General features: G+C 42.5%; 11 protein-coding genes and 5 tRNA genes. 11 read left to right on the top strand and 5 right to left on the bottom strand.

The features are described 5' to 3' along the window. The 6 genes from ACHUGF_RS08870 (at window position 1) to ACHUGF_RS08895 (ending at window position 1,516) form a co-directional block, all read left to right on the top strand. Window positions 1–75: transfer RNA gene (locus ACHUGF_RS08870), tRNA-Gln, on the top strand. A 23-nt stretch (window positions 76–98) separates the two neighbouring features. Continuing rightward, window positions 99–173, top strand: a tRNA-Gln gene (locus ACHUGF_RS08875). Window positions 174–179: 6 nt separating this feature from the next. After that, window positions 180–256, top strand: a tRNA-Met gene (locus tag ACHUGF_RS08880). A gap of 94 nt (window positions 257–350) precedes the next feature. Further along, window positions 351–435 (top strand) — tRNA-Leu (locus tag ACHUGF_RS08885). Window positions 436–479: 44 nt separating this feature from the next. Then, window positions 480–554 (top strand) — tRNA-Gln (locus ACHUGF_RS08890). A 335-nt stretch (window positions 555–889) separates the two neighbouring features. Then, a complete protein-coding gene (locus ACHUGF_RS08895) occupies window positions 890–1,516 on the top strand; it encodes a PilZ domain-containing protein (RefSeq protein WP_394130493.1) in 627 nt (208 codons plus the stop codon). 127 nt (window positions 1,517–1,643) lie between these two features. Here the strand turns inward: ACHUGF_RS08895 and ACHUGF_RS08900 are convergent, their stop codons facing one another. Further along, on the bottom strand, window positions 1,644–2,468 hold the full coding sequence (locus ACHUGF_RS08900; RefSeq protein WP_394130495.1) for a TIGR03899 family protein: 825 nt from the start codon (window positions 2,466–2,468) through the stop codon (window positions 1,644–1,646). 65 nt (window positions 2,469–2,533) lie between these two features. Further along, window positions 2,534–3,721 (bottom strand): MFS transporter, encoded by a 1,188-nt coding sequence (locus ACHUGF_RS08905; RefSeq protein WP_394130497.1) that lies wholly within the window; start codon window positions 3,719–3,721, stop codon window positions 2,534–2,536. 248 nt (window positions 3,722–3,969) lie between these two features. On the opposite strand from ACHUGF_RS08905, the gene ACHUGF_RS08910 reads away from it, so the two are divergent. The 5 genes from ACHUGF_RS08910 (at window position 3,970) to ACHUGF_RS08930 (ending at window position 10,036) form a co-directional block, all read left to right on the top strand. Further along, window positions 3,970–5,442 (top strand): hypothetical protein, encoded by a 1,473-nt coding sequence (locus ACHUGF_RS08910; RefSeq protein WP_394130498.1) that lies wholly within the window; start codon window positions 3,970–3,972, stop codon window positions 5,440–5,442. Between the two features lie 91 nt (window positions 5,443–5,533). Continuing rightward, complete coding sequence (locus tag ACHUGF_RS08915) at window positions 5,534–6,688, top strand: imelysin family protein (protein WP_394130500.1); 1,155 nt, start codon at window positions 5,534–5,536, stop codon at window positions 6,686–6,688. A 78-nt stretch (window positions 6,689–6,766) separates the two neighbouring features. Further along, on the top strand, window positions 6,767–8,386 hold the full coding sequence (locus ACHUGF_RS08920) for a di-heme oxidoredictase family protein (protein WP_394130502.1): 1,620 nt from the start codon (window positions 6,767–6,769) through the stop codon (window positions 8,384–8,386). Window positions 8,387–8,719: 333 nt separating this feature from the next. Beyond that, on the top strand, window positions 8,720–9,154 hold the full coding sequence (locus ACHUGF_RS08925; protein WP_394130503.1) for a DUF2057 family protein: 435 nt from the start codon (window positions 8,720–8,722) through the stop codon (window positions 9,152–9,154). Between the two features lie 267 nt (window positions 9,155–9,421). After that, window positions 9,422–10,036 (top strand): hypothetical protein, encoded by a 615-nt coding sequence (locus ACHUGF_RS08930; protein WP_394130504.1) that lies wholly within the window; start codon window positions 9,422–9,424, stop codon window positions 10,034–10,036. Between the two features lie 112 nt (window positions 10,037–10,148). On the opposite strand, the gene ACHUGF_RS08935 is transcribed toward ACHUGF_RS08930, so the two are convergent. From ACHUGF_RS08935 to ACHUGF_RS08945, 3 genes are all read right to left on the bottom strand, one after another. Next, on the bottom strand, window positions 10,149–10,778 hold the full coding sequence (locus ACHUGF_RS08935; protein ID WP_394130505.1) for a helix-turn-helix transcriptional regulator: 630 nt from the start codon (window positions 10,776–10,778) through the stop codon (window positions 10,149–10,151). 149 nt (window positions 10,779–10,927) lie between these two features. Further along, a complete protein-coding gene (rluF, locus tag ACHUGF_RS08940) occupies window positions 10,928–11,845 on the bottom strand; it encodes a 23S rRNA pseudouridine(2604) synthase RluF (RefSeq protein ID WP_394130507.1) in 918 nt (305 codons plus the stop codon). Window positions 11,846–11,980: 135 nt separating this feature from the next. Next, window positions 11,981–12,901, bottom strand: coding sequence for a DUF72 domain-containing protein (locus ACHUGF_RS08945; RefSeq protein ID WP_394130634.1), 921 nt, complete (start codon window positions 12,899–12,901; stop codon window positions 11,981–11,983). Window positions 12,902–12,998 lie beyond the last annotated feature (97 nt).

Below are 12,998 nucleotides of genomic sequence, written 5' to 3' on the forward strand. Positions count from 1 at the left end.
TGGGATATCGCCAAGCGGTAAGGCACCGGGTTTTGATCTCGGCATTCCCAGGTTCGAATCCTGGTATCCCAGCCATTCTTATTACTTCTCAAAGCTTTTGGGATATCGCCAAGCGGTAAGGCACCGGGTTTTGATCTCGGCATTCCCAGGTTCGAATCCTGGTATCCCAGCCATTTTTTGGCAATGTAGCTCAGCTGGTTAGAGCACAGCACTCATAATGCTGGGGTCGCAGGTTCAAGTCCCGCCATTGCTACCATCTTCTCAAGATGTCAAACTAGAGTTTAGTCAGTTAGTTAAAGCTTTGCTTTAGACATAGGGCTGACACCTTTCTCAGGAAAAAGAGAATCAGTGCGGGAGTGGTGGAATTGGTAGACACGCCAGATTTAGGTTCTGGTGCCGCAAGGTGTGAGAGTTCAAGTCTCTCCTCCCGTACCATCAAATTTCAATTTCTTTAGATTTCCAAATGTAAACAATTCTATTGGGGTATCGCCAAGCGGTAAGGCACCGGGTTTTGATCTCGGCATTCCCAGGTTCAAATCCTGGTACCCCAGCCATTACTTCCTTCTGTATTTTACTTTCCTTTAAATTTTTAACCTTGTTAATTCAATCGAATAAATCATTTTTGTCGTGTCTCTACAGTCACTCTATCTCTCTAGCACCAACTCATTTCTAGCACCAACTCATTTCTAGTACCAATTCATATCTAGTTCCAGCGTTAACACATGCAAAGTAATAACTCTCTACCGACTTGGTAGTTACTATGGATTATGTCTGGTGATATTCATTGTCAATAAATTCATTTAGCTATGGTTAAAGTTTGTTCGGCTTCAAACAAAAGTGCTATATTACGCCCTTGTTACAAAATGATACCTACTATAAGAGTCAAAACATGTCCACGCTTTCTGAAGAGGAGCTAGCTTGTTTTAATGAACTATTTTCACCGCAAGTAGCCTGTGTGGATAGTCATTTAGCAGCCCAAACATCGCATGAAGACGATGTAGAACCTGAAAATCATTATTTGAGTGTCGCTACAGAGATCCCTCAAGTGTTAACCAAAATATTAGGTGGATCAAAACTCACCTTATTGGCTGAGTTCAAACATTATCGGCTATGGTTTCCTTTGGTATTACACCGTGATGAGCTAGGCCAATTTATTCCAAAGCTAGGTGTGCCGGAGGTGCTTGATACTCGCGGTAGCGAACGTTCTTGGCGAGTCGACAATTTACAAAACGTCAAAGTGATTGACGATCTTAGCCAGCAATCTGTTGAGGTGTTGTCACTGTCGAGCTCTGGTCTAACAATGAAGTTGCCATCAGGAGTGACTGCTTGTTCGGTCAAACCCGTAAAACTGTTACTACCAAACGATCAAGAAATTGAAATGGATTTTGAAACCGTTCGTGCTGAAGAGGATGTCGTTGCGGCAAGGATAAACGTTGCTGATGAGTCGAGAGAAACATTAAGGCAATTTTTGTTTTCTCAGCATAAAGCCAAATACGCGCACCTTTATAAATTTTAACTTGTCAGCTTTCGTCATTTGAGCTGGTTTTAGCAACCATTCTTTTATTCAGTTGCTTAATTATTCAGAGTCATGATTTGGCAGGATTCAATCACATCCTTTCACAACAAGATATTCAACCACAGATTTAGTCAAAGTCTTTATTCAAAAGAGCGCGTAAACTGTGCAGGTATTGACTATCAGTTTGCGCTGTAATGAGTTTACTAAGCTCATCCCCTACCGGTGTAAAGCGATAATAAGTAAACAGCAAGTGATTACTCTTCGGGGTCAGCTTAATTTGCTCGCTATTTACCGTTAAAAAAATGGGTGTTTTGCTTTCTAAAATACCTGTTTCGAATTCGCTTTTATGTAATAGGCCTGCATCTACTAGAGTCAAAATGCTTGAGTACGGCAAACCAAATTGCGATAAGGCCAGATTTTGACTGGGATTCTTTCTAAAATACTGTTTTAACCCACCAGTTATCCTATACCCACTGAGCAGTTTATATCGCGTTTCTTGGTTGATCTTGACTGACATCCCAAGTGCTTTTTCAAACACTTGTGCCTCACGCAATGTTAATTGCTGCAGCAGTGACAAGGTGCGCAAGCTAAATTGCCCTGGTGAAACCACTTCACTAGCTAAAATTCGAGCCCACAAATCCTGCATTTTACGGTTATGAATTTGCTCTGCCATTTTAAAAAAATGGTAACGCCAATCTAAATCTAACTCAGCTCCAGTGACATCTGACGGAGTGTAGTTCAGCGCAAGTGCAAAGATAGTTTCTAGATTCAGTTGAAATTGATTCTGTTGTTTTTGCAACCGAAACTGTGCTCGCTCAGTAGTGGAAGCGGAAGAGGGGTTATAATTAGCTTCACTAGCTAAACCAAGGAAACGGCCTAGCTGCAAGGTTTTTTGTCTTGCGGAACCATTCACTACTTCAGATTGTTTAGTTTCTACGGGGTTATCTGCCATAAATGCACTTGCCCTTTACGCTTTATTGAACATTTTTATTAATCATTTGTATTTCAGATAAAGTATTACGAGTTACGTGGCCATAATGTTTCATTACCTGCAGATGGTTTACTTGGTACATTACAGGCCAGTAATAATGAACAAATAGCAAAGCCAGCACCAATTAAAAATACCGCTTTAGGCGAATTTAACCATAATAAACCTAATATTATTGGGATCACCACAGCAGCAATATGATTGATAGTAAAGCTAACTGACATGGTTGATGCGATGTCTTTTTCATCTGCAATTTTTTGGAAGTAGGTTTTCATCGCAATTGCCATGGCAAATAATAGATGATCAATGACGTACAAGGCACCAGCAACATGGGCGTTTTCTACGAAAGCATAGCAGCTAAACACCACAAACAATCCTACGTATTCAATGATTAATGCTCTTCGCTCACCGACACGACCAATAAATCGACCAATGGCAGGCGCAAATAAAAGGTTAATGACATAGTTAATTAAAAATAGTGCGGTGATTTCAGAAACACTATAACCAAACTTCTCGACCATCATAAATCCAGCAAATACCATGAATATTTGCCTACGTGCACCTGAGAAAAAGGTTAGCAAGTAATATAACCAATAACGTTTTCTGAGTAATAAGTGTTTGTGCTGGCTTTGTCCCTGAGCAAAGCGAGGGAAATAACTCCACATCATGATGACCATCAGTAAACCACTACAGCCAATGATGGCGTACATCCACACATAGTCCAGATGCATCCAAGTCATAAATAACCATATACTGCCGTAACCAAGCAAAGCTGCAGCTGAACGCCAAGCTAAGGCCTTTCCCATGAAAGCAGGAGCATTGAGCTTATCGACCCATTGCAATGTCAGTGACTGATTAATGGTCTCGAAATAGTGAAAACCTACCGACATCAAAATAGTGGTGAGGTATAAACCAATGACATCAGGGAAAAAGCCGGTAATCGCCACTCCGATACATAATGTGGCAAGTGCTAATAGGGCAAAAGCTTGCTCTTTAATGAGTGACAAGACGAATACAGCGGTAAAAGCAAGAAAGCCGGGAACCTCTCTTAAACTTTGTAATATACCGATTTCAGCACCGGTAAAGGCAGCTTTTTCAATTACAAAGTTATTGAGTAATGCCTGCCATACCGCGAATACCATCGACATGACGAAGGTCATACCCAGTAATAAGTATTGAGGGTTAGTGCGAATAGGCGCCAACATTGCTGAACTCATATAATCAAATAGCCTTGTTTACCGTACTGGAAGACACTTAGATACTACAGCATGAAGTGACCCGAAAGTATCCCAAAATCATGGTGAATTATCATCTTTGTAAACGGTAAGTAAAAAATATTGTAATTAATAGTGTAAATATTAATGAAAATAGTTCTCATTCGGTCTAAGATGTTGCCACATTGAAATCTCATCAAAATGATGATGGCAAATCAGTCTGTAATATTTGACGTTTTTCGGAGAAGTGAATGAAAGCAAAACTCTCATTGGTAGCCCTATCAATTGCACTGTTAACCGGTAGCTTCAACGCCTATGCTGAATCAGACCAATCCATATCAACTCAAGCCTTAGCTGAGGCAATTGCCAAGCAAGAAGCGCAAATTGCAGAGTTAAAATTGCAACTAGCAAAACTTGAGCAAGCTGCAAAAGCGCAGTCAAACCATCAGCAATCAAGTCATCCACAGTCAATTCAAGCTGAAGTGCCATCTCATACTCAGGTGGCCGAAAATACTCAAGCAATTGAAAAGCTGGATTCGCAAGTAACTCAAGTTGCGCAGGTACAACAGCAAAAAGATAAATTTAGCTTCAAGTCCTATGGTAGTGCGGTATTCACTAGTGATGAATACTTTGACAACGTACAAGATACATCGCCAGAGCGCCGAAGCCGCTTTGATCTAGAGCGCATTGTTACCGAGTTCGGTTATCAATTTAATGACCAATGGAGCATGGAAGTTGAAATTGAATATGAGCATGGTGGCACCGGTGCAGCGCTTGAATATGATGGCTTTGATGAATTTGGTGAATTTGAATCAGAGGTAGAAGCCGGCGGTGAAATCATCGTTGAAAAGGCAGAAATAAAATATCAAGCAAGCGACGCCTTCGGCGTGAAGTTCGGTAACATCCATTTACCCATCGGACTTGGCAGCACTTTACACAAACCTAATCAATATCTCACTGTGCAACGCCATAAAAGTGAAGCGGCGATGATCCCTGCTGTCTGGAATGAAATGGGTATCGGTGTTTTTGGTGACTTGGGTGATTTTCATTACCAAGCGCAAGTAGTCAGTGGCTTAAATTCAGAATACTTCCGCACCTATGATTGGGTGGCATCTGGCCACCAACGTCGTTTTGAGCATGTTAATGCAGATGACTTAGCCTTCGCAGGACGATTAGATTACGGCAGTTTTAAAGAGGGTGGATTAGCCGCAGGTATTGCTTATTACTATGGTAATACCACAGGTAATCGCAATAAAAGTAACAAACTCAATGTTGATGGCACATTAAGTATTGTGTCTGTCGCGGCTGCTTATGTTGAAGGCCCTTGGGTCCTCCGTGGCCAATATCTGTATGGCACGCTGTCTGACACTGATGCGATTACATTAGCTAACAAAACCACACCAGGTTTACGCCCCGGTAACTTTGCTCAGCTAGGCAGTAAGTCACAGGCTTTCTTTGTTGAAGCGGGCATTAACCTCAATCAATGGTGGGATCTACCCATGACGGTATTTGCCAACATTGATTATTCCAACCCTTTGATGGAAGTCGAATCTGGCACAGCGACTAAGCGATATGAAAATACGTGGAGCAGTGTCGGTATTAACTATTCACCTATTCCTGAAATTGTATTGAAGGCTGAAGGCGGCCTACATCAGGTGGCTGTGAAGAGCATTCCTGATACTAACTTTTTTGCGCTTGGGGTGGGTTACCAATTCTCACTGTAGGCAAACAGCTTTTTTGTTACCCACAAAATAAATACAAACATTAGCCACATGGCAATCATTGCACACAAAAATGTATGAAATGGAGTTTTAGATGAAAGTTAAATATAGCGCTATTGCAATCGCCTTAATCACCACCTTAGCTGCATGCGGCGGCTCAGGTTCAGATGAGTCAACGCCAATCACAGCACCTGAAACGGGTTTTGATTTTAATGCAACTGACATGATCAGCAACCTAACCGACAATGTGATTGTAGTGGGATATGCCAACCTAGCTGCTCAAGCAGATAATCTATTATTGGCAACTCAAGCATTAGTTAACTCAACAGATCAAGCGGACTTAACTGCTGCTCAAGCAGCATGGAAAGCGGCGCGTGAGCCATGGGAGCAAGGCGAGTCACACATTTTTGGCCCAGTTGATTCACTCAGTATTGACCCGCATTTAGATAGCTGGCCACTTAACACAACAGATTTACAGACTCAGCTAGATAACAGTTCAGGCTTTGATGCAGAAACCATTAAAGGTTGGAATGATGATGTGCAAGGTTTTCACACTATTGAGTACTTATTATTCGGCGATGGCGTGAATGACAACGATAAGTTAATTAGTGAGTTAACCACGAAAGAGCGTGAGTACTTAATCGCCTTAGCTGAAGTATTTAAAGACTATGCAGATCAATTAGATGACGCATGGCAAATTAGCCACAATCCACAAGACAGCAATGCAAAACCTTATGCTGAATTACTGACAGACTCAGGTAGTGACGACAACACAATTTATGCATCTGAACTTGCCGTTATTGAAGAGCTGATCAACGGCATGATTGGTATTGTGGATGAAGTAGGTAACGGCAAAATTGCAGATCCATTTGGTGATAGCCTAGCCAATGCTGACACATCAAAAGTAGAGTCTCAATATTCTTGGAATTCACTCACTGACTTTGCCGATAACATCAAAGGCGTGAAAAATGTTTACCAAGGCGAGTTTACTGGAGAAGCTGATGAGCAAGGTATTGTCGACTTTGTTGCTGCTGCGGATGCAACCTTAGCAACACGCATTGGATCTGAAATTGACACTGCAATTGCTGCCATTGAAGCGATTGCTGGTGAAAATGACATGCCGTTTAGACAAGCCATTTTAGATGAACAAGGTCGTGAACGTGTACAAGCTGCAGTAGAAGCATTAACTACACTTCAAACTAGCTTAGAAACAGATGTTATTGCACTGCTTTCTGATTGGAATAACTAACCAAAGCTAGCTTAGTTAATCGGTGGAGTGGTGAAAACCGCTCCGCCTATTTTGCTTTTCGCACGTGTGAGATGACTGATGAAACATTACCCACTTATAAAAACAGGCTTTGGTATCACGCTAATCGGTATGATACTTGTTGGTTGTGGCGGCAGCGGAGACGATGAGACTCAAGCGCCAGTAATCACATACCCGAGCTACACTGATATTACCGCATCCGGTGGCGACACCACTACTTATCAAGCTGGCAATTCTGGCCACGGGTTTTCTACTCCAGCACCAAACCTTACCGATATAGAACTAGCGCAGCATTTAGCAGGTGATACTCACTTTGAAACCAGCTTTACCACCGCGCCCAATACCGCACATCCTGAACTCGATGGCTTAGGTCCAGTATTTAATAATGCCGACTGCAATTCTTGCCATCAAAGGGACGGGCGGAATTCAACGCCATTTTTAACGGCTGAACAACAACGAGTAAAACTTGGGTCAGATGCAGGCATGTTTCTGCGCATCAGCCTAGCACAAGATGAACCTTGCACGGTTGGTAGCATTGATAATAACTACTGTGCGCCCATTGCTGTGCCTGACTTTGGTGGACAATTATTTCACCGTGGCGTACTAAAAGCCCGCGAAGATTGGCAAGACCATGCATTTGGTGGTCAGGCCGATGTGTATTTATCCTATGAGTATAAAACCGTGACTTACCCAGATGGCACTAGCTTAAGGTTGAAGAAACCTATTTTTGAGGTGGAAAACCCTTATGATTCGCCAGGTGAAACGAAACAAAGCGTGAATGTGACGTCAAACTTGCTGCAAGACAATGTCCTCATGGGCTGGCGCAACGGCATGCCAGTGTTTGGCCTTGGGTTGCTAGAGGCGATTCCTGAAGCGGACATCTTGGCATTAGTTGATATAGAAGACTCAAATAACGACGGTATTTCTGGTCGAGCGAATTGGGTATTTGATGCAGTTAAAGCACAAAATAATGATGATTCACCCGTCTCGTTAGGCCGATTTGGTTGGAAAGCCAATACGCCGAGTGTGCGAGTGCAATCACTAGGTGCACTTAGAGGCGACATTGGTATTACCAACCCGCTGTTCCCAGACGAAAGCATAGCAGGCACCAGCTTGCATGACTCTTACCTTACTCGTACTGGCTTTGTTGACACTGGCACAGATATTAATGGCAATACGGAGGTTGGTCAGGCATTCAGCGATGAAGTCGTGTTTTACTCTGAAACCTTAGCAGTGCCAGCTCGAAGGAATGTGACAGATGATAACGTTCGTGAGGGTGCGCGGTTATTTGAGCAACTAAACTGCTCAGGTTGCCATACACCAAGCTTTGTCACCAAAACATCGGGTGATGTGGGTGGCAAACCAATGATTGATGCGCTCAAAGGGCAGACAATTTATCCATTCACAGACATGTTACTGCATGACATGGGAGAAGAGTTAGCTGATGGTCGTCCAGACTTCTTAGCCACGGGTAGGGAGTGGCGAACTCGTCCATTGTGGGGCATAGGATTGACTCAGACAGTTAACCCTCAAGCAGGCTTTTTACATGATGGCCGCGCTGCAACATTAGAAGAAGCGATTGTGTGGCATGGCGGTGAAGCTGAACAGAGCCAGCAAGACTTTATGGCATTAACTCAATCAGAGCGCACACAAGTGATTGCGTTCATAATGTCTCTATAGCCATATTTTACAAAACTGTACTGCACTTTAATCGCACTGCATCATCACAATCAAAGCCGCCTGATATACGTCAGGCGGCTTTGATTGTACATATTTTTCCTGTATCAGCTCTTTGCAGTTTGGATTGAACTGCACTGTTTTTAACAGTCGTTATAGGAGTTTACCCAAGGTGAAGGTTTTTTAATCTTCTCATTTGTAATAAGGCGAGTAATGGCAAGGTCTATTTCAGTAACCTTTCCTTCTACGGCATGCTGAAGTGATTTTTGGCCTGGTGTTGGAATGATGTTGTCGGTGATGTGCCGACCTAGTATCAGTAACACAACGGAGCGCGTTATGAACCTAAAAACCTCAGCAGTGGTAAGCACAGTTATTATGGCTTTATCACTCACTAGCTACCAAGTCGCAGCTGCAAGCATTACAACCAATGACAATTTGAATATTGAAAGTATCAATGGACAAGAAACAGGCTTTAACAACGTCGATGGCTTAAAGAGTGGTGCGACACTCATAGAAATAAACTATCGAGATTTATTTCAAGGAAATGCCGATGACTCAGGGCATTGGGTTCGTTCAGAATCCTTATATCTGCAGTTAGATGTCGAGGCATCTCAAGAGTACCACTTACAGACGCCCATTATTTATACGGCCGAGCAAGCCAGAGATTTTTTAGACGATCCACAGCTTCATCTAACCGTGAATGGAAAACCAAGTAAGAAAGTTGATTTACTGAGTCAGTCTCAATTATTGACCAAACTATTAATCGATTAAGCGATTGGTTAAATGATGAAACTCTTTGCTTTCAAGCAGAGTGTTTCGCAAAGTTTAACTTAGCAGCGTCGTCCTGTTCGTTAGGCAAGCATCCTTGGTGTTTGCCTTTTTATTTATACAAGACAAAATAGCCTGCAGTCTTTATTGCCTTATCACTTCGGGTAGATGGCTCATCGGCATCAACACTATGTGATGATTGTATGTGTTTATCCGCTCAATTAAGCTGATGCTTAAACAGCAGATACATGACTTAGTTAAGGACGGCACATGTCGCTATCTCGACGTCAAAACAATATTGTTTACTTGGCGGCGTTGCTATTGTTTTCTCACACACAATTTGCGTTTGCCAGCAATCAATTCGCCATCGATCAATACAACGCCGCAACTGAACCTTTGTTGGAGCAGTCTACCAGTCTCGGTGACCGTCAAACCGAGTTGATGGAAAAGCTTCAATCCGTTGCTGACAACTCAAAGAGTGCAGTAAAGGCGCTTAATTCAGAATATATCGGTCAAATGTATCAAGTCGGTGAGCAAACATTGGCACTGGCTGATCAATATTTACTGGCCTTTGAGGGCTTTCAAACCGAACTGTCAAAAAACTCAGTCTGTTATCAACCTGAAAGTGCACTTGAGTTTGCCCAAACTATTGAGCAGCGCAGGCAAGCAAATCAGGCTTTACTGCAAATTAAACAATCTCAAGTGGGTGATGATGAAGGTGCAGCTGCAATCGCTTTGTTAAACGTGCAGGTGCATAGCGGTCAACTACAGATGTTAGTGCACATGTTCGAAATGAGTAAAATGTGCTTTATTGGCGAGGCAATGGGGTTGTCCCAAGAAGATATCAAGCGGATGCAGGCGTTAGAGAGTGATCCAAACTTTTAGATTGTGGCTTTATTTGTAGATAAAGACGCTGCCATAAATGACAAAGCCTCATGTTCATCACATGAGGCTTTGTTGTATTTATAGCTTTGTATCGAACATGCGTTGCTTGCTATTAACCTGTGGCGAGAGCAAATAACTGTCCACGGTTTTTGATGTTGGTTTTTTTGTAGATGTTCTGCACGTGCATTTTTACCGTATTGATAGAAATACCGAGCTTTAAAGCCATTTCTTCATTAGTCATGCCATTCCAAATCAAGCTTAGAATTTGCTGCTCTTTGGGTGTAGTGACAGCTAGAATTTTTGCACTGTTTTGATATGACGGTACACGCTTATGCTGTAATACATAACGTGAAGTGGCAGCTTGGCTAAAGTGAATGTGCTCGCGTTGCGCTGCTTTAATTGCATGCAGTTTCTCAACGACAGAGTCAGCGCTATTAACACAACCATGGAAACCAGCAGACATAAAGCTTAATTCAAGTTCAGTGGTGATTTTCGGGCATATGGCAATGTGGCGGTGATTGTTAATCAAGTCTGTATCAAATTGCGACATGACTTGCTGAGGTTCTGCATAGAAGTGCAGGATGATGGCTGTGGTATCAGCAATAGAGAATTGTTCAATATAATTGGCCAATAAATCATGGTCGCAATCAATTGGAGTTAAATTGAGAAGTTGAGCAATATGGCTGAATTGATTGGTAAACTCCTGCGGGAAATCTACCAATAAAATTGGATTATTTATCATTAACATTCCTTGTCAAAAAGGCTGTATCCATTACAGCTATTTACGTTTTGTAACTCTTTTTCTATTGATATTTCTTATTGATTCTTATTGTTACACTTTCGCATACACGAAAGAGATTACAATAACCTTACGTTAAGGTGAAGCTTTATTTACCTGCCGCGTTTAGGTGAACGCGAGTGACTTGGCTTCCCTTTACCGCCAGCGCTGCCTTTTCCTGAAGAGTTACGTTTTGGCTTAGCTCGACCGTGATGTTGTATAAAATGCTCTGGGCCTTCAATTTTATCTCGCTGAGATTTCAATTTAGGCTTAGGTTTTGGTTTGCTCTTAGGTTTGGTTTTTTTGTCTTCAGAAGTGGAGTCCTTGAGCATACCAAATAGTTCATCTAATTCTTGTTTGGTTAAATCACGCCATTCGCCCACAGGTAAGCCTTTAAGACTGACATTCATGATTTGCTGACGCTCAAGTTTTATCACATCATAACCAAAGTGCTCTGCCATACGACGGATTTGACGGTTTAGTCCTTGCACTAACACGATTTTAAACGCATTGGCAGAGACTTTCTCAACCTTACACTTCTTGGTCATGACACCAAGTATCGGTACGCCGCCAGCCATACCTTTAATGAAATCATCAGTGATGGGTTTATTGACCGTGACGACATACTCTTTGTCGTGATTATTGCCTGCACGCAATATTTTATTGACCAAATCGCCATTGTTGGTCAAAAAAATCAGCCCTTGAGAATCCTTATCTAGGCGACCAATAGGAAAAATACGGCTGCTGTGGTTAACAAAATCTACGATATTATCGCGCTCAGTTCCTTCAGTCGTACTGACAATGCCCACAGGCTTATTCAGGGCGATAAACACTAAGTCTTCTGCATCTCTTGGTTCAATATCGCGGCCATTGACTTTTACCTTGTCACCAAATTCAACTTGGTCGCCAATTTGAGCACGTTTACCATTGATAAATACATTGCCTTGCTCGATAAAACGATCGGCTTCACGACGGGAGCAAATTCCACTATCACTGATGTATTTGTTCAGGCGCATGGCAGAGTCAGACACAATAAATTCCTTGGGTGGCGAAGTATAACGATTCTGAGGTGCGATATTTTAACACAAGCTAAGCATGGTGCTAGCCACAATACTGGTTAAATGCCCAAATTCGACTGTGATTACAGTGCTATCCACAATGCTTGGCTAAATACCTAAATCCAGTTGTGATTGTTGCGCTTGTTCGGCTTCTGCTGCCTTATTTGCTAATAAGGGCAAACTGAACTCCGGCAGATGTAGCTGCATTTGCTGGGTAACATGCTGCTTTAAGTGTTGGTAAATGGCGATGGCTTGTTCGGGGGCGGCGTTGTTATCAGGCGTATGAATAAAAATATAAGGTGTTTTGCCATCATTAAGCCATTGAGGTAACGGCTTGAGCCAGTTAGTAAAAAATTGCAGGTTTTGTTGCAGGTCTGGTCCACCGACAAAACGGATGACGGGATGATTATTGGTCGCAATTGGATGAACAGGCACCTTAGGCTTCTTCTGGTGAGCGTCTATCACTGCTGCACTTGTCGGGGGCGCAGCAAATACTGCGCGAGTATCCATAATAATCCGGCTACAGTGATGCTGCATTAACAAGCGGTTCAGCTGTTTTTCGTGTTCGCCTTTGGCAAAAAACGCCTTATGACGGACTTCCACACCAAAGCTCATCCCTTGTGGTAATTGATTTAAAAACTGATCGAGCACAGGTAAAGATGCAGGGCCGAAATGATCTGCCAGTTGAATCTTCCACACCCCCGTTCGTTGATGCAATGGTTCAAGTGCTCGAAAAAAAGCATTCATTTCAGGCTGACAGTGAAGCAATTTTCGTTCGTGTGTAATGGTTTTAGGTAATTTGAAAGTGAACCTAAAATCATTATGGGTGGCGTCAAGCCAGTTATTGACTGAACTGGCTTTCGGTGTGGCGTAAAAGGTGGTGTTTCCCTCCACGGTATTAAACACTTGCGCGTAATGGGCTAACCTGTGGGCCTGCTGTTTGTCTTGATACACACTTTGCTGCCAATGACTGTGTGACCACATAGGTAAACCTAAATAGCACGGAGTAATATGCGGTGTCGTTACCATTGGTTTTTGTATAATAGCTTGTTGTGTAGCTAAATGTTTTGCAACTGAGTGTGCAACTGGGTCTTGTGTCATTTGCTTAGTCCTGAAACTGAACTGA

It is taken from the genome of Shewanella maritima, from assembly GCF_043643735.1.
GTDB classification, from domain to species: Bacteria; Pseudomonadota; Gammaproteobacteria; order Enterobacterales; family Shewanellaceae; genus Shewanella; species Shewanella maritima_A.